The sequence below is a fragment of the Pantoea sp. YR525 genome (genome assembly GCF_900116775.1).
In the GTDB taxonomy this organism is placed as follows: Bacteria; Pseudomonadota; Gammaproteobacteria; order Enterobacterales; family Enterobacteriaceae; genus Pantoea; species Pantoea symbiotica.
Genome location: NZ_FPBU01000009.1, coordinates 237,096 through 258,902 on the forward strand (window position 1 = coordinate 237,096; position 21,807 = coordinate 258,902).

Sequence of the window (21,807 nt, forward strand, 5' to 3'; positions counted from 1 at the left end):
TCAACATGGCGATTTTTAATCAGATCCGCGTTATTCATCCGAACATGTTTGTGGAAAGCACCTGGCTGGATGACATCGTCACCGCGCGCGTGCCGTTGCTGGTGTTACGTAACTTCCTCACGCCGGAGGTGCGCGCAGCGGTGGTAGATGATTTGCAGCAGTGTCGCGAACAGGTGCGCGTATCGCACTATCCGAACGGCGCGCTGACCACACTTGGCCCTTATCTGGCGAAGCACACCGCAGCCCCGGAAAACTACTTCACCGAACTGCGCGATATCCAGCCCGCGCTACCGCCGTCGCTGCACTGCCTGCGCGATCAGATCTACAACTGGGTGAAGCACGCGCTGCGCCTGGAAAGCCTGCAAACCGCTAACGAACCTGAACTGGGCGATTACGCCGGTTCGATTGTGCGCTTCCACGCAAACGGCGTCGCCAATCCCCTGCATAACGACAACATCGTGCGCGATGCCGCTGGCAGCGGATTGGCGGTGACCCACATCCTGCATCAACTCAGCTGCGTGGTCTGTTTGCAGGAGTGCAACGCCGGCGGCGAGCTGCGCATCTTCAATAAGAAGTGGCAGCCGGTGGATGAGTACTACAAAACGCCGGGCGAGCTCGGTTATCAAACCGGCGTCATCGAACACAGCGAGGTGTGCGAGTTCTCACCGCGCAGTGGCGATATCTATCTGTTTAACCCTGCGTTTTATCACGAAATTGATCGCGTGGAAGGCGACACGCGCATCACCATGGGCTTCTTCTTTGGCCTGACCGACAAAAAAATGAAACACGCCATCGCCTGGAGTTAATGCCAGGTTTTTGACGAGGAGACGAGCATGAATACCTATGAAAAAGTAGCGGCCCTGCTGGATCAGCATCAGGCGCGTTATCGCGTGGTGGAGCATGAAGCCATCGGCCAGACCGACCTGATTAGCGAGATTCGCGGTAACGATCTTAATCAGGCGGCCAAAGCGATGGTGCTGGAAGTGACGATGCCGGATGGCGCAGATGCGCGCTATCTGCTGGCGATTGTGCCGGGCGACTGCAAGATCAACTTCAAGAGCGCCGCTCGCGCCATTGGCGGCAAGAAGTCGAGCTTTGCGCCGCCAGAGAAAGCGCAGGAGTTAACTCAGTGCGTAATGGGCGCGGTGCCGCCGTTTAGTTTTGATGACCGGCTGGCGCTGCGCGTCGATGCGCGCCTGCGCGACGTCGGCACGCTGTGGTTCAACGCGGGCGCACTGGATCGCTCCATTGCTTTACAGGTGGATGATTTCTTTAAGATTGTCGGTGAAGAATGTTGTGCCGAGATCGCGACACCGGTAACGGCAACTGCCTGATTACGGCAGGAAGGAATGAGTATGTCAGTTAAAGATATGTTGTTAGCCCTGCTGGTTGTGGTGGCGTGGGGCGTGAATTTTGTGGTGATTAAGCTGGGCCTGCAGGACATGCCGCCCTTCTTGCTGGCGGGATTGCGTTTTAGCCTGGTGGCATTTCCGGCGATCTTGTTTGTGAAACGTCCGGCGATTCCGCTGCGCTGGCTGATCGTCTATGGCATGACCATCAGCTTTGGCCAGTTCGCCTTTCTGTTCCTTGCCATCAAGCTGGGTATGCCCGCAGGATTAGCGTCGCTGGTGTTACAGGCGCAGGCCTTTTTCACCTTGCTGTTGGGCGCGCTGTTCCTGGCGGAGAAGCTGCGCTGGAATCACATCGCCGGCATTTTAGTGGCGACGCTAGGCATGTTTATGCTGGCGACCGCAGGCATGGAAGGCCAAACCACCGCGGGCATTACGCTCACCACCATGATGCTGACGCTGGCTGCGGCGCTGTCGTGGGGGCTCGGCAATATCACCAACAAAATCATTTTGCGTAACCGCAAAGTGCCGGTGATGTCGCTGGTGGTGTGGAGTGCGCTGGTGCCGATAGTGCCGTTTTTTGCCTGCTCGTGGCTTTTCGATGGCAAGGCGGCGATTGTGACCAGCCTGCTGCACATCTCGCTGCAAACGGTGTTGGCGCTGATCTATCTCGCCTTTATCGCCACCATTGTCGGCTACGCGATTTGGGGTAACTTACTGAGTCGCTATGAAACCTGGCGCGTGGCTCCGTTGTCGCTGCTGGTGCCGGTGGTGGGAATTCTCAGCGCGGCGCTGATTCTCGGTGAAACCTTGTCGATTCAGCAGATGATCGGGGTTTCAGTGATCATCCTTGGCCTGCTGGTGAACGTGTTTGGCGGCATGGTCAGTCAGCGATTATTGGTGCGCACCTAAACAAAAACGCCGCTTTTCAGCGGCGTTTTTTTCAACTCAGATCCTGATTACAGGATTTCGATACGACGCGGTTTCGCCTCTTCCGGGACGATGCGTACTAAATCGATGCTCAGCAGACCATTTTCCAGACGCGCATCGCGCACCGTGATGTGATCGGCCAGCTGGAATTTGCGCTCGAAGTTGCGCTCGGCGATGCCCTGATACAGGTACTTACGCTCCGGCTGCTCTTCAGGATGCGCGCCGCGCACCACCAGCACGTTGTCATGCGAGGTGATATCTAACTCGCTCTGGGCAAAGCCCGCCACGGCGATGGTGATACGGTAGAAATTCTCATCCACCAGCTCAACGTTATACGGAGGATAGCCACCATTGGCCTGGTTTTGGTTGGACTCAAGCAGGTTAAACAGGCGATCAAAACCAATGGCAGAACGATAAAGTGGAGAGAGATCAAAATTACGCATAATAAGACTCCTGATATTCAGCAAGTTTAGGCAACCTTCCACCATGGACAGGTTGTGCAGTCCGTTGTTGTCCCTTCCGGCAACAGCAACAAGACCGTTCCTTAAAAGTGGGTGCAGCCTGGTCGCTTTCAAGGGCTGATGCGTATTTTTTTACAGCAATTCTGACGATATGACATACACTCAGGGGACGATTCGCCTGAGAATCAAGACGCGGCCATAGAGCTTTGCTTAACGTCAGGTGACACACTCCAGCCAGGGCCATGCCATGACTGAAGGGATGATGATGATGAATATGATGAAACGCTTTCCGCTCACAGCTGTGCTGGTTTGCAGTACCTTCGTTACCTCAGGTTGCTCCAGCGTTATGTCTCACACCGGTGCCAGCCAGGGCTATTATCCCGGCACGCGCGCCAGCGCAGAGATGATCGCCGACGACAACACCAGCTGGGCGATCAAGCCGCTGGCGCTGATCGATCTCCCGTTCTCAGCGGTGATGGATACCGTGCTGCTGCCGTGGGATTATTTCCGTTCTGACGACGATAAAAGTAAGGATTCCATCCACGAGCGCGTGATGCAGAGCGAGAAAATGGCTGGCACGCAATCCAGCCTGGCGACTGCAGCTGCTATGCCCGCGCAGCCGCACTAACGCAAAACAGCTGCCTCCAGCCGTCTACTTCCCGCATATAAGCGATCTTTTCCCCATCCGGTGACCAAACCACCGCATCACCGGATGGCGCCCGATCGCTACGTGGCGTTAAGCGCGTACATTTCCCCGTCGCCATCTCACAGCGCATCACACTGTTATCACAGATAAAGCTTATCGCGCCGCCTTGTGGATGCCAGCTAAACGCCGACTGAATGCTGCTCGCTAACTGCGTCACCTGACGCGGCTGACCGCCATTGGGTGAAACCGTCCACAGCTGAATCACGCCCTGATCGTCCGCCAGCAAAAAGGCGATGGCGCTGCCATCCGCTGAGGCGCGCAGCCAGTGACGCGGCTGCAGTGCCAGGCCGTTGGTGTGCGTGATGCGGCGCTGCTGCACGCCAGCTGGCGGCGCAGGCAATTTATCCGCCGTGCCCTGCAAGGGCGATGCGCCAGCTTTGGCGTAATCGGCTAACGCGGCGGGCAGATCCACCACGAATACTTCCGGCACTTTGTCGCCGTTAGCCGCACGCGTATCGCCGATAAAGGCGATGGCCCAGCGCTGCCAACTGCCATCCGCTTTCTGATAGCCTTGATTCCCGATCCAGCACTCTTCATAGGCGCGGTCGATCTGGTCGCTGCCCGGCTGTGGATCGCGCTGCGTCTGGCTGACCAACACGCAATAATGGCTGCCCTCATATTCACGCGGATGCTGTTTGGGCGGACACACCGGATGAAGCGGCACGGCCACGCCGACGTTGCGCAGGTCATCGCCGGCATCTTTTTCATGCATCACATGATCGTTGTAGGTAAAACTCAGGCGCGAACCGTCCGGGCTGAAGACGTGGACATGCGAGCCACCGCGCAGCGCGCCGGGCGTGTAAGGCGCGGTGATATCGCAGGCGTCGAGGTTCTCAGCGATGCCTTGCTGCACGATCACGCCACGTCGGTGATGAAAATCGTAGCGCCATTGCGCGTCCGGATGTTCCGGGCCATGAATACAGACGTAACGCGATGGCAGATCCGGACTGACGGTCACCACGCCAACGTGTGCACCATCACGCGCCTGATACAGCACCTCAACAGCACCGCTTGCCACGTTGACGCGCTCGATGGTCAGGCTGGTAAAAGAGGCGCCGGAAGGTCGCACATCAAATGCCAGCCACTGGCTGTCGCCGGTCCAGACGTTGATGTTGGTGAGTTGATGATGACGCGCGGCAAAGGTGATTTGTTGTTCTGACATGAGGCAACCTTCCATCTAACAGTTGCCGGATAAATTACGTGATTTGGCGGGGCGATGCGAATAAACCGGGTTGCGGTTATCGTGCTGTTATCGGCAAGGTCGCCATGAATGGCGACCCTACGGGCTGATTAACCTACGCGTTTTACATCACCGACTAACAGGATGTAAGACAGTGCACCGATCAGCGCCACCGCCGAGATATACACCAGCGCCGGCGCAAAGCCGTAATCCTGCGCCAGATAGCCCACCACCAGCGGCACGGTGATGCCGCCCAGGCCGCCAACAAAGTTGAACATGCCGCCGGTCAAACCAATCAGGCGCACCGGTGCCAGCGATGAGACCAGCGACCAGGTAATTGAGGCGAAGCCGTTGCCGAAGAAGGCGATCGCCATCAGCGTCATAATCCAGATGGGGTCATTGGTGTAGTTCGCGCCCATGATGCAGGTGGAGATCAGCAGACCGCAGATGATCGGCGTTTTGCGCGCAAAGCCGAGCGAACGGCCGCTGCGCACCAGACGATCGGCGACGATGCCTGACAGAATCACACCAAAGAATGCCGCGAGGAATGGCACGGTAGTCATAAAGCCCGCGGTGAGCGCCGCGATGTGTTTTTCCTGCGTCAGATAGTTCGGGAACCAGGTCAGGAAGAACCACAGCGTGGATGTCACGGCGAACTGACCGAGATAGACGCCGCACAGCTTGCGGTGGAACACCAGTTTCCAGTCGGCGGCGGTGAGTTTGGTGCGGGTTTTCTTTTCGCTCGGCGCATCGCCATCCACCATCGCGCCGCCTTCACGGATGTATTCCAGCTCGGCTTTATTAATGCCTTTGCTCTGGCTCGGCGCCTGATAGAACTTGATCCAGATAAACGACCAGATGATGCCAATGCCGCCGGTAATAATGAACACCCAATGCCAGCTCAGCAGTTCCTGAATCCAGATCAGCAGTGGCGTGAGGAACGCCAGGCCGACAAACTGTCCGGACGTGTAGAAGCCGACGGCGGAAGCGCGCTCCTGCTCGGGGAACCAGCTGGTTACCAGGCGATTATTGGTGGGGAAAGCCGGCGCTTCAAATATGCCGGTAATCGCACGCAGACCAATTAACGATAATAATCCGCTGGCGAAACCCTGTAATAAGGTCGCAACCGACCAGCCAAAGATGGCAATAAAATAGGTTAAGCGTGAACCCACGCGATCGAGGAACCAGCCGCCGGGAATTTGGCACAGCGTATATAACCAGGCAAAGGCGGAAAATACATAACCCATTTGCGCTTTGGTAATACCGAACTCTTCCTGAATATGCGCGGACGCAACGGCTAAATTAGCGCGGTCGACATAACAAATGACCACCGTAATAAATATCATCAGCAGCGTGATATAACGACGGCGCGTCGGTTTGGCCTGAACAGCAGAGAGATCCATGGTGTTTCTCCGTAATCGTTTTTGCCGTTTAGGCGCGACAGAGCACGCCCCGGCAAATGTAGGGTAGCGATATCAAAGGTAAAACCGCGTCAGCGGTAAATAAGCTGTGCCGGGAAACAGGCTGAGCGAGGCCCTATGCCCTATTTCACCGGCATATAATTATCGAGATTTAATAAAATTTAATACGTATTAATTACCACTCGGCGACAGAACCATCCGGGAATCTCCATAAGGGATTACGCCAGTCGGGAGCATTTTTACTGCGTTCGATCACCAGTTCTTCGTTAATTTCCACGCCGAGGCCCGGTTTATTTAACGGATAGAAATGACCGTCATCCATTTTAAAATCGTCTTTATTGATCACGTAATCAAGCAGTTCGGCGCCCTGATTATAGTGAATCCCCATGCTCTGCTCCTGGAACACCGCATTGCGTGAGACGAAGTCAACGTGCAGGCACGCGGCCAGCGCGATTGGGCCCAGCGGACAGTGTGGAGCCAGCGCCACATCGTAAGATTCGGCCATCGCAGCAATTTTGTAGCACTCGGTGATGCCGCCCGCGTGTGACAGATCCGGTTGCAGAATTGCCAGGCCACCCGCTTCCAGCACGCGTTTGAACTCAAAGCGCGAGAACATGCGTTCGCCAGCGGCGATGGGAATGTGAGTTTGCGCTGCCAGACGCGGATAATATTCCGCCTGCTCCGCCAGCACTGGCTCTTCGATAAACAGCGGGCGATAGGGTTCCAGCTCTTTGATCAGCACTTTTGCCATTGGCGCGCTAACGCGGCCGTGGAAATCGAGGCCAAACTCAATCTCTTTGCCAAAGGCTTCACGGATCTGCGCCACGGTATTCACCGCGTCATCGACTTTGCGCGCGTTATCGATAATGCCCATCTCTTCGCAGCCGTTGAGTTTGAAGGTATCAAAACCGATGGTGCGCAGTTTCTTGATGCCATCAATCACATCTGCGGGACGATCGCCGCCCACCCAGCTGTAAGCTTTGATGCTGTCGCGCACTAAACCGCCAAGCAGTTGATATACCGGCACGCCGAGCGCTTTGCCTTTGATATCCCACAATGCCTGATCGATACCGGCGATGGCGCTCATCAGAATCGGGCCGCCGCGATAGAAGCCACCGCGATACATCACCTGCCATAAATCGTTGATGCGCGCCGGATCCTGACCAATCAGGTATTCCGACAACTCATGCACCGCCGCTTCTACGCTGCGCGCGCGGCCTTCAATCACCGGTTCGCCCCAGCCAACGATGCCTTCGTCAGTTTCGATTTTCAGGAACATCCAGCGCGGCGGCAGGCGATAAGTGGTCAGTTTGGTAATTTTCATCGTACAGCGTCCTTATATGCAGCAATAAATGCGCGAGCCTGTTCCACAGTGCGCGACAGCGGTTGACCGGCGCGATAGAGATCGCTGCCCAGACCCGCGCCAATGCAGCCTGCGGCCATAAATTCATGCAGGTTTTCCGGCGTCACGCCGCCTACGGCAAACACCGGCACTTCCGGCGGCAGCACCGCTTTCAGCGCTTTGATGTAGCCCGGCCCAAAGGCTGACGACGGAAAAATTTTCAGCGCCTGCGCACCGGCCTGTAAGGCGGTGAACGCTTCGGTCGCAGTGGCGCAACCGGCGGCGACGATCATCCCTTTGGCGACCGCCTGACGGATTACCGCAACATCGGTGTTTGGCGTGACGACTAATTTGCTGTTCAGCGTTGCCAGCTCATCGACCTGCGCCGGATTCAGCACCGTACCGGCGCCAATCAGCGCTTTATCGCCGAAGGTCTTCACCATCGCGCCGATGCTTTTCGCCCACTCCGGCGAGTTGAGCGGGATTTCAATCGCATCGAAACCCGCTTCAATCAGTGCGCCGACGTGCGCTTCGGCTTCATCCGGCGTGATGCCGCGCAAAATGGCGATCAGCGGGACTTTAGTTTGCCAGGACATTTGCAATACTCCTTATTCCGTGCTGGAAAGCACGATCGCCTTCCAGCGTGACTGAATCCATGCCGATAAACTGCAGCGCCTGCTGATAACGTTGCGCCAGCGCGCTACCGGCAATAATGGTGATCGGTTGGCTGGTGGCGTTGGCCTGTTGCGTCATCAGCGCCACTTCGTGACCAATCAGCAAGCCTGAAAGAAAGTCACTGATATGGCGGCGATCGCGGGCGCCGAGCACGTGTGAAGCGCGCACTTCAAACAGGCGCGAAAGAATTGAGGCATCGTTGCTTCCCACCTGCACACCTTCGCGGAAAGCCGCCGCGTTCTCTTGCTGCTCGGGTAAACCCGCGCCAATCAGCGACTGTTTCAGCAGCAGATGATGCAGTTCACCGGTCATCACGGTGCGGAAATCCAGCACGCGATCCTGTTCCATCTGCACCCATTTGGCGTGCGTGCCTGGCATCACGTAGAGCGGCGCAGGTTGCAGTTCCACCGCGCCAAGCAGCTGCGTCTCTTCACCGCGCATAACGTTGCAGTTGTCGGCACGTTCGACACTCAATCCCGGCACGATCCACGCTTTATCCTCAACGCGCGTCAGGCGGCTAGCGATTTCGCCCAGCGCCACCGGACAGGAGAGATACGGCACCGACAGCCAGCCGGCATTGCTGCCCACCATGCCCGCCATCACCACCGGCACGTCGTTGACTGGCCAACCGGCAGTGATGCTGGTAAACACTTCCGCTGGCGTACGATCGCCCAGGCGCGTGACGCCGGCTTCTGAACGACGCTCATCGATGCAAACGCCGGTTTGATAATGCCAGGCGCGCAGGTTGGTTGAGCCCCAATCAATCGCGATATAGCTGGTCACATAATCTCCTTGAGTCGCGCCGTTGAGCTGGCAATCATCGCTTTCGCCGCCTGCTCAGCAGCATCGCCATCCTGATGACGAATGGCATCGAACAGTGCTTTGTGTTCGGCGAGCGTGCGCGGCATGTTGCCTTCGTCCGCCATGTAGGTTTGCGCGAACACCGCTTTTTGCAGCTGGCTGATCGCCACGTTGAGCTGCTGCAACACCGGATTGTGTACCGAATTCAGCACCGCTTCGTGATAGCGGATATCCGCTTCATTAAAGGCATCACGATTGAGGTGGTTAGCCACCATCTCGTTGTATGCCAGTTCAATCGCAGCCAGATCGCTTGAGGTGGCGCGTTCGGCTGACCAGCGCGCAATCTGCGGCTCGACCAGCACACGTACTTCGTTCATGGCGGCAATCAGACGCGGGTCCTGATCGTGCGCCAGCGCCCACTGCAATACGTCGCTATCGAGATAGTTCCAGTGATTGCGCGGCGTGACGAACGCGCCGCGATAGCGCTTCATCTCCATCAAACGTTTCGCCATCAGCGAGCGAAATACTTCGCGGATGATGTTGCGCGAGGTGCCGAAGCGCTCACACAGCTCAGCTTCGGCGGGTAACGCCGCGCCCGGTACAAATTTGCCGGCCACAATTTCTTCACCCAGCGTCAGGATGATGCGCTCTGTTTTGCTTAATTGTTCTTGTGTCATGATGTTCCATTCAATGAAAGGCAGTTACGCATCAGATTACTGCTTTCGCGTAGCGAAGCCTAACCGCCGCCCTGACCTGCGCCGCCGATTGTAGTACCATTAAGTTAAGTTGTACTACAATATGGATCACAAAATAGACAATGCATGTGCGATGATGTAATAAGGTCGCCATGAATGGCGACCCTACGATGGCTTGGTGAGGTTTGTAGGGTCGCCATTTATGGTGACCCAATCAAAACGTGAGGAGGAATAAGAAGGGTTTACAGCACCAGCTCTTCAATGGCGTGCGCTACGCCGTCTTCCATATTGGTTTTGGTAATGAACTGTGCGATTTTCTTCACCGAATCAATAGCATTGCCCATTGCTACGCCGGTTCCTGCATACTCAATCATCGCCAGATCATTTTCCTGATCGCCAATTGCCATCACTTCTTCGCGCGCCAGGCCGAGCTTCTCAGCCAGCATTTTCACGCCTTGACCTTTATTCACGCGGGAATCGAGGATTTCGAGGTAGTAAGGCGCGCTTTTGAGAATGGTGTAGTTGTCGCGTGCCTGCTGCGGCAAGCGCTGTATGGCAGAATCCAGCAGATCGGGCTTATCGATCATCATCAGCTTAGGGAAACGCGTGGCGCGATCCATCTCTTCCACGGAACGATAGCGCACCGGAATGCCGGTCAGGCTCGCTTCGTGGATGGTGAATTCGCTGATGTCTTTGTTCGGCGTATAGAGGAAGGATTTGTCGAAGGCCTGGAAGTGGACGCCAAGGTCGCGCGCCAGCTGTTCGATATATAAATAGTCATCAAAACCCAGCGTGATTTCCGCGACGCACTCGCCATCATTAGCGCGATGCACCAGCGCACCGTTGTAGCTGATGCAATATTGGCCTTCATCAACCAGATTCAGCTCCATCAGATAGCGCTGAATGCCGACGAACGGACGGCCGGTGGTGAGCACCACCATCACACCTTTTTTATGTGCGCGCTCAATGGCCGATTTAACTGCAGGCGTGATCTCGTGCTGCGGATTGAGCAGCGTGCCGTCCATATCGATTGCAACCAGTTTTATAGCCATAACGTCCTCGTTGAGTCAGGGTTTTGATCAATGCTAGCGCGATTCAGCTCACATTGACCAGTTTCGCACCCGACTTCAGATTTTTTCCCCGTAAAGAAAAAGGCCATCACGAAAGTGATGGCCCGACATACATGGAGTAAGAGGATGATCTTAGTGGCTCATGGCGTCTTTTTTCATGCCCATTTCTTCTTTCTTCATGGCATCTTTTTTCATGCCCATTTCGTCTTTCTTCATGGCATCTTTCTTCATGCCCATTTCGTCTTTCTTCATGGCATCTTTCTTCATGCCCATTTCGTCTTTCTTCATGGCATCTTTTTTCATGCCCATCGCGTCTTTGTGCATGGCATCTTTCTTCATGCCCATTTCGTCTTTTTTCATGGCGTCTTTGCCCATGGTATCAGCAGCGTAAGCCACAGACATGGTCATCATTGAAGCGATAAAGGTTGCTACGATTACGTTTTTCATCGGGTGTTTCCTTACTTTCTAGGGTTTATAAAAGGTGTTGGCGCAATATGGCACCGAGTTAAGGGATCAGCTTCCGCCGAACCAGTTGTAGCCCTCGTCTTCCCAGTAACCACCGGTATAACGATTGGTTATTTCTATCACCTGAATATGCTTCGGATTTTTGTATCCCAGTTTGGTGGGAATACGGATCTTCATCGGATAACCATATTCAGGCGGTAGAATTCGTCCATCCCAGCTCAGCGCCATGATGGTTTGCGGATGCAGCGCCGATGCCATATCGATGCTGGTGTAATAATCATCCGCACACTTGAAGCTGACGTATTTGGCTGTGGTATCGGCGCCAATCAGCTTCAGAAAATCAGCAAAACGCACGCCGCCCCAGCGACCAATTTCACTCCAACCTTCAACGCAGATATGGCGCGTTATCTGATCAACCTGCTGCATGTTGTAGAGCTCAGGCAGCGACCAGCTACGCTTATCATTCACCAGCCCGGCAATCTCCAGGCGCCACTGGTCGCCATTGATCTGCGGGATATCTTCCTCACCGTAAAACGCGTTAAACGGAAAAGATTGCGAGATACGGTCGGCGCTGTATTCCGGTGACAGATTGGCCGGATTAAACAGCCAGCTCTGCACACGATCGTTGAAGCGGGAAAATTTATTCAGCACGCTATCAACGTCCGGTTTATCAGTGAGATCGCAGCCGGTTAACATCACTACGCCGCCGAGCGTTAAGCCCTGACGTAAAAAGCGACGACGTGAGGATGAATCCAGTTTGCGTGCCAGTAACTGCTGCGCCTCTTTGACCAAGGCATCTGCATCGCTGGGCGAAAGATCAACATCAATTTTTTTCATTTCGCTCTCCTTAGCGTCCGCGCAACATTGCGAGCAGCGTTTTTGGTACCAGCGCCACCATCACAATATGTACCGCGACAAATCCCACCAACGCTGACATGGCATAAAAATGGATGTAACGTGCCGCTTCATAACCACCCAGCAGGTCTCGTAACAGTCCAAACTGCACCGATTTCCACAGCACTAAGCCAGACAGCACCAGCAGCAGGCAAACCACCATCACAAACAGATAAGCGGCGCGCTGTACGTTGTTGTATTGACGTAAATCTGCATGGGCTAATTTGCCTTTCAGCGCGCTGAGTGCATCATGTAAGAATCCGCGCAAACTCAGCGGCAGAAACTTCTTACCGAAGCGACCGGTAAACAGGTTCATCGCCAGATAAACCACACCATTAGCGGCGAAAATCCACATCGCGGCGAAGTGCCATTGCAACGCACCACCCAACCAACCGCCGAGAGTAATCTCACCGGGAAAGCGAAAATCAAAGAGTGGAGAAGCGTTGTAAATGCGCCATCCGCTCAGCGTCATAATCACAATGGCCGCAGCATTCATCCAGTGACAAACGCGTAACCACCACGGATGGATCACGGCTGAACATTTTGATTTATCATCCATCTGCATCTCCATTTAACCGGTCCCAGCAATAAATTCAGGCCGCATTCTGCCGTCATTCCGCCGAGCCGTATGACAAGAAATGTCTCAATAGACGCATGAGCTCATTCTCTGTTTACCTTCCATTTGACTTGATAACGTCAGCCACTTTCCCCGGTGCAGACGCAATAATTTCCATCCATGTCTGACCTCAATCACTCATGTCTGGATGCTATTGTGTCCAATTGTTGTTCACCAAAGCCTCACGTCGAGTTAAACAAAATGTGAAAACTCTGAGGGGTTTTAAGCGGTAATATTGATTAAATTAGCGAAGCAGGAAGGGATGATGTCTGACGCAAAAAAAGTACTTATCGTCGAAGATGACAGCGGGATTGCCGACGTTCTGCGCTTAAACTTTCAGGATGAAGGTTATGATGTAACACATGCCGCAGACGGAAATCTCGCCGTTAAGCTTCTGGAATCTCAGCATTGGGACGCCTTAATTCTCGATCTGATGTTGCCCGGTATAGATGGGCTGGAAATCTGTCGCCGGGCACGCGCCATGAAGCGCTATACGCCGATCATTATGATCAGCGCACGCTCCAGTGAAGTGCATCGCGTGTTGGGTCTTGAGTTGGGTGCAGATGATTATCTGCCGAAGCCTTTTTCGGTGCTGGAATTGGTGGCGCGACTTAAAGCGCTATTTCGGCGTCAGGAAGCGATGAACTTAAATTCACGCATGGAGGCCGGCACCTTACAGCTGGGCGCATTAATGATTGATCCGGTGGCACGTGAAGTCTGGCTGGACAGTAAGCCAATCACCTTAACGCCTCGGGAATTCGATCTGCTCTATCATTTCGCCAAACATCCGGGAAAAGTGTTCTCCCGCCTCAACCTGCTTAATCAGGTTTGGGGCTATCAACACGATGGTTATGAACACACCGTGAATACACACATCAACCGCTTGCGGTTAAAAATTGAAGATAATCCTGCTGAACCGCACTACATCCTTACGGTGTGGGGAAAAGGCTACAAATTCTCGCTACCTGCGAATTAGGTTAATAATAATGAAACGCCTGACACTCAGCCAACGCCTGGCGCTGGTTTTCGCTTCTTTGCTGTTACTTTGCACACTGCTGTCAGGTTGGATGCAGATTCGTATTAACGCACAATATGGTAGCGCAGTGGTGCAGCGTTTGTCCGATGGATTGGCGCGTAGCATCGCCAGCCTCAATCCCAATATGATTGGTGAAAAAGGCGTTAACTTGCCGCTAATGAAGGCACTGTTTAGCGATTTGATGGTGCTCAATCCCAGCGTGGAAGTCTATTTGCTGGACTTGCAGGGCAACATTCTCGCCGATGCGGCGCCGCCAGGCCATATCAAACGCACCCATGTCAGCCTGAAGCCCATACAGGCGCAACTGAATGGCGCGACATCGCCGGTATACGGTGATGATCCGCGTAATCTGCAGGAAAATAAAGTATTTAGCGTGGCACCGCTGGCGCGTAATGGTCAAACGGTGGGCTATCTGTATGTGATATTGCAGGGCGAGAATTATCACCAGCTGGCGCAGGAAGCACAGATTGATATTCTGATGCGCACGTCTTTCTGGTCATCTTTACTGGTGGTGTTATTTGGCCTGACGGCGGGCGCGGTGGCGTTTAGTTTGATCACGCGGCCTATGCGTCAGTTAACGCAGCGCGTTCGCCAACTCAACCGTGAAGACATGACCGAGATAAAACAACTGGCTGATCTCCCGCTGCCAAAACCTCATGAAAAAGATGAAGTGAGTTTGTTGCAAGGTGCCTTTGTCGGCATGGCGCGACGCGTCGCTTTTCAGTGGGAAAAGCTGGCTTATCAGGACCAGCTGCGCCGCGATTTTGTTGCCAATATCTCGCACGATCTGCGTACGCCGCTCACCACTTTGCATGGCTACCTCGAAACCCTGCTGTATAAATCGGACAGCCTGAAATCGGCCGAGAGTCAGCGTTATCTGCACATCGCGCTGTCGCAAAGCCAGAAAGTTAGCATGCTGGCGCAGCAGCTATTTGAGCTGGCACAGCTGGAATATGGCGTGATCAAGCCTAATCGAGAGATGTTTAGCCTCTCGGAACTGACTTACGATGTGGTACAGAAGTTTGAGTTAATGGCCAGCACGCGCAATATCCGCTTTGTGGTGGATATGCCAGAGCAGCTGCCACAGGTGAATGCCGATGTTTCGATGATCGATCGCGTGCTGACCAACCTGTTTGATAATGCGATCAAGCATACGCCGGAAGCCGGCACCATTGAGGTGACGTTACGCAGCGCCGATCGTGAGGTAGAAGTGAGCCTGAAAGATTCCGGGCCGGGCATTCCTGATAATTTACGCGCCACGCTGTTTGAACGTCCATCTGCGTTAACGCATGCCAGCACGCGTAAAAACAGCGGGGGTTTGGGGTTGATGGTGGTGCGCCGCATCCTGCAACTGCATGAGCGTGATATCCGTCTGGATGATCACACATCGGGCGCTTGCTTCCGTTTCTCCGTTCCGCGCTGAAAACAAAAAACCCTTCCACCAGGGAAGGGTTTTTACGTTTTGCTGTGTCGATTAGATATCGATGTTGGCGGCTTTCAGCGCATTCTCTTCAATGAAGGCGCGACGCGGTTCAACCGCATCGCCCATCAAGGTGGTGAACAGCTGATCGGCAGCAATCGCATCCTTGATGGTCACGCGCAACATGCGGCGGCTATCTGGATCCATGGTGGTTTCCCACAGCTGCTCTGGGTTCATCTCACCCAAACCTTTATAACGCTGCACTGACAGACCGCGACGTGACTCTTTCACCAGCCACTCAATCGCCTGCTCGAAGCTGGTGACCGGCTGACGACGTTCGCCACGTTCGATATAAGCATCTTCTTCGATCAGGCCACGCAGCTGTTCGCCCAGCGCACAGATTTTGCGGTATTCCGGTCCATCGATGAACTCGCTATCCAGCGGATAATCAGTATCCACGCCGTGCGTACGCACACGCAGCACCGGTTCAAACAGGTTCTGCTCATGGTTAGCGCGGACGTGCGCCAGGTAGCTGCTGCCGTGCGCTTCACGCTCGGTTAAATAGGCCACTAAACCGTCAATCCAGCCCTTAACGTCGGCTTCATTGCTGAGGTCGCTTAAGGTTGGATGGTAGATCAGGCCGCGTAGCAGAGCCGTAGGGAAACGGCGCTCCATACGTTTGATCATGCGCTGCGTGCCGTTGAAATCAGCCACCAGCGTTTCCAGCGGCTGACCACCCAATGCCGGTGCGCTGGCGTTGGTGTGCAGCGTAGCGCCGTCGAGTGCGATAGAAATCTGATACTGATCCATCGCTTCATCGTCTTTAATGTACTGTTCCTGCTTGCCTTTCTTCACTTTGTACAGTGGCGGCTGAGCAATGTAGACGTGACCACGTTCGACGATTTCTGGCATCTGACGGTAGAAGAAGGTCAACAGCAGCGTACGAATGTGCGAGCCGTCGACGTCCGCATCGGTCATGATGATGATGCTGTGATAACGCAGTTTGTCCGGATTGTATTCATCACGGCCGATACCACAGCCCAGCGCGGTGATCAGCGTGGCAACTTCCTGTGAAGCGAGCATCTTGTCGAAACGCGCTTTCTCTACGTTGAGGATTTTACCTTTCAACGGCAGAATCGCCTGGTTCTTACGGTTACGGCCCTGTTTTGCTGAGCCGCCCGCTGAGTCCCCTTCCACAAGGTAGATTTCAGACAGCGCCGGATCGCGTTCCTGACAGTCGGCCAGTTTGCCCGGCAGTCCGGCCAAATCCAGCGCGCCTTTACGGCGAGTCATTTCACGTGCACGACGGGCAGCTTCACGCGCACGCGCCGCATCGATGATTTTGCCGACCACGATTTTCGCGTCAGACGGGTTCTCCAGCAGGTATTCCGCCAGCAGTTCGTTCATCTGCTGCTCAACCGCCGATTTCACCTCTGAAGAGACCAGCTTATCTTTGGTCTGAGAAGAGAATTTCGGATCCGGCACTTTCACGGAAACTACAGCAATCAGGCCTTCACGCGCATCGTCACCGGTCGCGCTGACTTTGGCTTTTTTGCTGTAGCCTTCTTTGTCCATGTAGGCGTTTAGCGTACGCGTCATTGCCGCACGGAAGCCGGCCAGATGCGTACCGCCGTCGCGCTGTGGAATGTTGTTGGTGAAGCAGTAGATGTTTTCCTGGAAACCATCGTTCCACTGCAGCGCCACTTCCACGCCGATGCCATCTTTCTCAGTCGAGAAGTAGAACACCGTTGGATGAATTGGGGTTTTGTTCTTGTTGAGATACTCAACAAACGCCTTGATGCCGCCTTCGTAGTGGAAGTGATCGTTCTTGCCGTCGCGCTTGTCTTCCAGACGAATCGAGACGCCAGAGTTGAGGAACGACAGTTCACGCAGGCGTTTCGCCAGGATTTCGTACTCAAACTCAATCACGTTGGTGAAGGTTTCGTAGCTCGGCCAGAAACGCACGCGAGTACCGGTTGCATCGGTGTCACCGGAGACCGCCAGCGGTGCCTGCGGCACGCCGTGCTGATAAACCTGCTGATGCACTTTACCTTCACGGCGAATGGTCAGCTCCAGCTTCTGCGACAGGGCATTTACGACGGAAACGCCAACGCCGTGCAGACCACCGGAAACTTTATACGAGTTATCATCAAATTTACCGCCGGCGTGCAGGACGGTCATGATCACTTCAGCAGCAGAGACGCCCTCTTCCGGGTGAATGCCGGTAGGAATACCACGGCCATCATCTTGCACTGAGACAGAGTTATCTGCATGAATAGTAACGGTAATGTCACTACAGTGACCGGCGAGCGCTTCGTCGATTGCGTTATCCACGACTTCGAATACCATGTGATGCAGACCGGTGCCGTCATCCGTATCGCCGATGTACATGCCCGGGCGTTTGCGTACCGCATCAAGCCCTTTCAGGACTTTGATACTTGAGGAGTCATAAGAATTCGACATCAACGTTTCTCGCTCATTTAATCTTCAGGTTGAACCACTATTTTACCCTGTTCCACGCGGAACATCTTGCCCTTTTCATCACTCATGTCGATTACATGCTCGACACCAATGGCGCTGACAAATACTTGAGCCTGCGTGGCTTTTAGGCGTTCAGCTAACAGCCGACGACGGGTGTCATCCAGCTCTGAGGCAAAGTCATCAATCAAATACAAACAGCGTCTTCCGCTGCTGCGCGTCAGGTATTCGCCCTGCGCTAAGCGCAGCGCACACATCAGCAGTTTTAATTGGCCGCGTGAGAGTAAATCTTCCACCGGCGTGCCCTCGGCACGAATACGAAAATCGGCTTTATGCGGGCCGCTGGCGGTGTACGTGAGCGCGCGGTCGCGCTCGAAATTGCGCTCCAGCAGTTCGGCGTAATCGCTCTCTTTATCCCAGCCGCGCTGGAAAGAGAACGCCAACTCAAACTCCGGTAAAAACTGGCCGCAGGTGGCGATGATCTCGCGGGAAATCGCCGCGCTGTATTCGGCACGCCATTGGCTTATCTGCTCGGCCAGCGGCACCAGTTCCTGATCCCACGGACGAATCTGGCTGTAGCGCGAAACCTGACGCAGCGCCGCATTGCGTTGTTTTAGCAGACGACGCAAATTGCTCCAGGCATGGAAAAAACCGGGCGAGGCGTGAAAACAGCCCCAATCGATGTAGGCGCGACGGTATTTTGGACCGCCATTGAGCAGGGTAAAACCTTCCGGCGTAATCAGCTGCATCGGCAGCAGCTGCGCCAGCTCCGCCACTTTGTGACCATCGCTGCCATCAATTCGCACTTTGCTGTCGCCAGCACGATTCTTGGTCAAACCGACCGACAATTCTCGTTCGCTGCCTTCGATGCGACCGTGCAGCACAAAGGCGTCCTGATCGTGACGAATCACGCGGCCCGCTTGCAAACTGCGAAACGCGCGACCGTGTCCCAGCGTGTAAATCGCCTCCAGCACGCTGGTTTTGCCGCTGCCGTTGGCACCGACCAGGAAATTAAAGCCCGGCGCCAAAGCCAGATCGGCCTGCTCGATGTTGCGAAAATCTTTAATCAGGAGGCGGGTTAAAGCCATAACGAATCCAGCGAGAGGGGGATTTTACCTAACATTTGAGATCCAGGCCGTCGGCGGCGCAGCCAGTCTGGTTACGGCCAGCGCGCAGAACTTGGGAGCATACTGAAGTATGTGACCAAGGGCGAGCACTGCCCGGGACCAGAATGGCAAGTAAGCCAGGCCGATATTTATAAACGCATTGGCATGACGACGTAGGCTGCAGCCGGACTGGCAACATCTTCAATCTGCACGCTTGAAACGCCATCGGTCAGCAGCAAACGCACGTTCTCGCACTTCAGCGCATTCAACACATCCAGCACATAGCTGACGTTGAAACCGATCTCCAGATCGGTGCCGTTGTAGGAGACATCCAGCATCTCTTCCGCTTCTTCCTGCTCTGGGTTGTTCGCTGTGATCTTGAGCTGATTTTCGGTGATATAGATGCGAACGCCGCGGAATTTCTCATTCGAGAGAATCGCCGCACGCGCAAACGCCTGCTTCAAAATATCACAACCAGCTTCCAGCGCTTTATCCGGGTTCTTCGGCAATACGCGGCGATAATCCGGGAAACGGCCATCAACCAGCTTCGACGTAAAGATGAAGTCGCCCACGTGTGCGCGGATGTTGCTGCTACCGATTTGCACCTGCAATGGCGTTTCGCCGCCATCGAGCAAGCGCATCAGCTCAATCACACCTTTACGCGGCACGATCACCGAATGGTTCGGCAGCGCCTGACCAATCGGCATTGAGCACACCGCAAGGCGGTGACCATCAGTAGCGACGGTACGCAACTCTTCGCCTTCAGTTTCAAACAGCATACCGTTGAGGTAATAACGCACATCCTGATGCGCCATTGAGAACTGCGTGGCTTCGATCAGGCGTTTCAACGTCGCCTGCGGCAAGGTGAATTCCACCTCGCTTTGCCAGTCATCAAGATTCGGGAAGTCGCTGGCGGGCAACGTTGACAGCGAGAAACGGCTGCGGCCAGAGCGCACCAGCATTCTGTCGCCTTCCAGCGTCAGGCTGATCTCAGCGCCTTCCGGCAAACCGCGACAAATATCGAGGAATTTACGCGCGGGAACCGTGGTCGCGCCCGGCTCGTGTGGCTGCGTCAGCGCAACACGGGCTACCATTTCCATTTCCAGATCGGTACCGGTCAAGCGCAGCGAGCCTTCGCTAACCTGCAGCAGTAAATTTCCCAGGATCGGCAGCGTCGGGCGTCCGCCAAGTGGACCGCTAACCTGTTGCAGTGGCTTCAGTAACTGCTCACGTTCTACAATAAATTTCATATGCGTCAGGAAGATAGTGTTCGAATGAGGTTAGAGAAATCTTCTTTGATGTCGTGGCTCTCTTCACGCAGCTGCTCGATTTTACGGCAAGCGTGAAGCACGGTGGTATGGTCGCGGCCACCAAACGCATCGCCAATCTCCGGCAAGCTGTGGTTGGTGAGCTCTTTCGCCATCGCCATCGCCATCTGGCGCGGACGCGCTACCGAACGCGAACGGCGTTTCGACAGCAAATCCGCCACTTTAATTTTGTAATACTCGGCCACCGTTTTCTGAATATTATCAATAGTGACCAGCTTTTCCTGCAGCGCCAGCAGATCGCGCAGCGCTTCGCGCACGAAATCGATAGTAATGGCGCGGCCGGTAAAGTTCGCGTTGGCAATTACGCGGTTCAACGCGCCTTCCAGCTCGCGAACATTGGAACGCAAACGCTTAGCAATAAAGAAGGCAACTTCACCCGGCAGGCGAATATCGTTTTCATCGGCTTTCTTCATCAGGATCGCGACGCGCGTCTCCAGCTCAGGCGGCTCGATCGCCACGGTTAATCCCCAGCCAAAACGTGATTTCAGGCGATCTTCTACGCCGTTGATCTCTTTTGGATAGCGATCCGAGGTCAGGATGATCTGTTGATTACCTTCCAGCAGCGCGTTGAAGGTATGGAAGAACTCTTCCTGCGAGCGCTCTTTATTGGCAAAGAATTGAATGTCATCGATCAGCAGCGCATCAACCGAGCGGTAGTAACGCTTAAACTCTTCGATGGCGTTGTTCTGCAAGGCTTTAACCATGTCCTGCACAAAACGCTCAGAGTGCATGTACACCACTTTGGCATTGGGCTTGCGCGCAATAATGCCGTTACCCACCGCGTGCAACAGGTGAGTTTTACCCAGGCCGGTGCCGCCATAAAGGAACAGTGGGTTATAAGCGCCGCCAGGATTATCCGCCACCTGACGTGCCGCCGCGCGCGCCAGCTGGTTCGATTTACCTTCAACGAAGTTGTCGAAGTTATGACGGTTATTCACGTTGGAGCGGTAAGTGACATCCGCCGGCGCAGGCACCGAATCCCAGCTTGGACGCAGGATTTGCGTCGGCGCGGGACGATTTTCAATCGGTGCAGGTGCGCTGTAACTGGAAGTGGCCATCGCCGGTTGGCTGGTTGTCACCTGTGCGGCAGGACGCGTGCCGACTTCGAAACGCAGTAACGGCACATTTGCACCGCAGAATTCGTTCAGCAGCCCATTGATACTATTGAGATATTTATCTCTAACCCAGTCGAGTACAAACCGATTTGGTGCATACAAGGTCAGCGTATTGTCGTTCAATTCAGCTTGCAGCGGACGAATCCACATGCTGAATTCGGTGGCAGGAAGCTCATCCTGCAAACGGGCAAGACACTGTTGCCAAAGCGTAAGTGACACGGCGGACTCCACTCGTACAAAATCGATAAGAATTTTAGGCGCTAATAAATAGAAACGTAATTTTTAGACACAGACGGTTGGAAAGCGCCTGCGACCGCTATTCGCGGTAGTCTTCCCCGGCGATCGCAGTGAGGATCGTCAGCGGAAGGGCGGATCATAACGTAAAGCCGCACAGAGATCTTCCCTTTCTACACAGTTTTGATCCAATTTATCCACAGGCTGCTGAAGCGATAATGAGTTTACGCTTTCTGCGAAAAAAGCCAGCGTTAATGTGGCTGAAAGCGGTAATTTTTCTGGCGAGCTCTCGTTTCTGCGCAACAAATCTGCAAATTGATCGCAAGAAGATCCTGCGCGATCCTTGCGCTTTAACCCACAGCCCGTATAATTCCCCACCCGGCATTATTGCGTGAAGCCTTGATGCCCGGAATCAGCGGGCTGTATCTGGGTTTCCAGGTGCCGCGACCAGCGAAGTAAATTGACTCTGGACTGTACAATTATTA

General features: G+C 54.5%; 21 protein-coding genes. 6 read left to right on the plus strand and 15 right to left on the minus strand.

Annotated features, from left to right (window positions below; genetic code table 11):
* The first annotated feature begins 5 nt into the window (after positions 1-5).
* The 3 genes from BM323_RS19245 to BM323_RS19255 are packed head-to-tail and all read left to right on the plus strand — an operon-like array spanning position 6 to position 2,261.
* Positions 6-806, plus strand: coding sequence for a 2OG-Fe(II)-dependent halogenase WelO5 family protein (locus BM323_RS19245; RefSeq protein ID WP_008105282.1), 801 nt, complete (start codon positions 6-8; stop codon positions 804-806).
* A gap of 27 nt (positions 807-833) precedes the next feature.
* On the plus strand, positions 834-1,334 hold the full coding sequence (locus BM323_RS19250; protein ID WP_008105283.1) for a YbaK/EbsC family protein: 501 nt from the start codon (positions 834-836) through the stop codon (positions 1,332-1,334).
* A 21-nt stretch (positions 1,335-1,355) separates the two neighbouring features.
* A complete protein-coding gene (locus tag BM323_RS19255; RefSeq protein ID WP_008105284.1) occupies positions 1,356-2,261 on the plus strand; it encodes an O-acetylserine/cysteine exporter in 906 nt (301 codons plus the stop codon).
* A 47-nt stretch (positions 2,262-2,308) separates the two neighbouring features.
* Here the strand turns inward: BM323_RS19255 and ibpA are convergent, their stop codons facing one another.
* Entirely contained in the window at positions 2,309-2,722 is a 414-nt protein-coding gene (gene ibpA, locus BM323_RS19260; RefSeq protein WP_008105285.1) for a small heat shock chaperone IbpA, read from the minus strand.
* A gap of 286 nt (positions 2,723-3,008) precedes the next feature.
* Here ibpA and BM323_RS19265 point away from each other — a divergent pair, with 286 nt between their 5' ends.
* Positions 3,009-3,368, plus strand: a complete 360-nt coding sequence (locus BM323_RS19265; RefSeq protein ID WP_036648562.1) for a YceK/YidQ family lipoprotein — start codon at positions 3,009-3,011, stop codon at positions 3,366-3,368.
* Here the strand turns inward: BM323_RS19265 and BM323_RS19270 are convergent.
* The 10 genes from BM323_RS19270 to BM323_RS19315 all read right to left on the minus strand — a co-directional run bounded on the left by BM323_RS19270 (position 3,346) and on the right by BM323_RS19315 (position 12,548).
* Positions 3,346-4,608 carry a DUF3748 domain-containing protein gene (locus BM323_RS19270; RefSeq protein WP_008105287.1) on the minus strand — a complete coding sequence of 421 codons (1,263 nt, stop codon included), beginning with the start codon at positions 4,606-4,608 and terminating at the stop codon, positions 3,346-3,348. The genes BM323_RS19265 and BM323_RS19270 overlap by 23 nt on opposite strands.
* A gap of 128 nt (positions 4,609-4,736) precedes the next feature.
* Positions 4,737-6,029: an MFS transporter gene (locus BM323_RS19275; protein ID WP_008105288.1), complete on the minus strand. Its 1,293-nt coding sequence runs from the start codon at positions 6,027-6,029 to the stop codon at positions 4,737-4,739.
* Positions 6,030-6,222: 193 nt separating this feature from the next.
* The gene (dgoD, locus tag BM323_RS19280) at positions 6,223-7,371 is read right to left on the minus strand and encodes a galactonate dehydratase (protein WP_007893527.1); all 1,149 of its coding nucleotides are present in this window, start codon (positions 7,369-7,371) and stop codon (positions 6,223-6,225) included.
* On the minus strand, positions 7,368-7,985 hold the full coding sequence (locus tag BM323_RS19285) for a 2-dehydro-3-deoxy-6-phosphogalactonate aldolase (RefSeq protein ID WP_008105289.1): 618 nt from the start codon (positions 7,983-7,985) through the stop codon (positions 7,368-7,370). Before BM323_RS19285 ends, dgoD begins: the two co-directional genes overlap by 4 nt.
* Positions 7,969-8,847, minus strand: coding sequence for a 2-dehydro-3-deoxygalactonokinase (locus BM323_RS19290; protein ID WP_008105290.1), 879 nt, complete (start codon positions 8,845-8,847; stop codon positions 7,969-7,971). Before BM323_RS19290 ends, BM323_RS19285 begins: the two co-directional genes overlap by 17 nt.
* A complete protein-coding gene (locus BM323_RS19295) occupies positions 8,844-9,542 on the minus strand; it encodes a FadR/GntR family transcriptional regulator (RefSeq protein WP_008105291.1) in 699 nt (232 codons plus the stop codon). Before BM323_RS19295 ends, BM323_RS19290 begins: the two co-directional genes overlap by 4 nt.
* Positions 9,543-9,802: 260 nt before the next feature.
* Entirely contained in the window at positions 9,803-10,612 is an 810-nt protein-coding gene (gene yidA / locus BM323_RS19300; protein WP_008105292.1) for a sugar-phosphatase, read from the minus strand.
* 150 nt (positions 10,613-10,762) lie between these two features.
* Positions 10,763-11,077, minus strand: coding sequence for a hypothetical protein (locus BM323_RS19305; protein WP_091004240.1), 315 nt, complete (start codon positions 11,075-11,077; stop codon positions 10,763-10,765).
* Positions 11,078-11,143: 66 nt separating this feature from the next.
* Complete coding sequence (locus tag BM323_RS19310) at positions 11,144-11,932, minus strand: molybdopterin-dependent oxidoreductase (protein ID WP_008105294.1); 789 nt, start codon at positions 11,930-11,932, stop codon at positions 11,144-11,146.
* Positions 11,933-11,942: 10 nt separating this feature from the next.
* Complete coding sequence (locus BM323_RS19315; protein ID WP_091004243.1) at positions 11,943-12,548, minus strand: cytochrome b/b6 domain-containing protein; 606 nt, start codon at positions 12,546-12,548, stop codon at positions 11,943-11,945.
* A gap of 322 nt (positions 12,549-12,870) precedes the next feature.
* Here BM323_RS19315 and BM323_RS19320 point away from each other — a divergent pair, with 322 nt between their 5' ends.
* Complete coding sequence (locus BM323_RS19320; protein ID WP_008105296.1) at positions 12,871-13,581, plus strand: response regulator transcription factor; 711 nt, start codon at positions 12,871-12,873, stop codon at positions 13,579-13,581.
* Between the two features lie 10 nt (positions 13,582-13,591).
* Positions 13,592-15,064: a sensor histidine kinase gene (locus tag BM323_RS19325; RefSeq protein WP_008105297.1), complete on the plus strand. Its 1,473-nt coding sequence runs from the start codon at positions 13,592-13,594 to the stop codon at positions 15,062-15,064.
* A 51-nt stretch (positions 15,065-15,115) separates the two neighbouring features.
* On the opposite strand, the gene gyrB is transcribed toward BM323_RS19325, so the two are convergent.
* The 4 genes from gyrB to dnaA form a co-directional block, all read right to left on the minus strand.
* Positions 15,116-17,524, minus strand: coding sequence for a DNA topoisomerase (ATP-hydrolyzing) subunit B (gyrB, locus tag BM323_RS19330; RefSeq protein WP_008105298.1), 2,409 nt, complete (start codon positions 17,522-17,524; stop codon positions 15,116-15,118).
* 17 nt (positions 17,525-17,541) lie between these two features.
* Entirely contained in the window at positions 17,542-18,627 is a 1,086-nt protein-coding gene (recF, locus tag BM323_RS19335; protein ID WP_008105299.1) for a DNA replication/repair protein RecF, read from the minus strand.
* Positions 18,628-18,794: 167 nt separating this feature from the next.
* Complete coding sequence (gene dnaN / locus BM323_RS19340) at positions 18,795-19,895, minus strand: DNA polymerase III subunit beta (protein ID WP_008105300.1); 1,101 nt, start codon at positions 19,893-19,895, stop codon at positions 18,795-18,797.
* Positions 19,896-19,900: 5 nt separating this feature from the next.
* Positions 19,901-21,307 carry a chromosomal replication initiator protein DnaA gene (gene dnaA, locus BM323_RS19345; RefSeq protein ID WP_008105301.1) on the minus strand — a complete coding sequence of 469 codons (1,407 nt, stop codon included), beginning with the start codon at positions 21,305-21,307 and terminating at the stop codon, positions 19,901-19,903.
* Between the last annotated feature and the right edge of the window lie 500 nt (positions 21,308-21,807).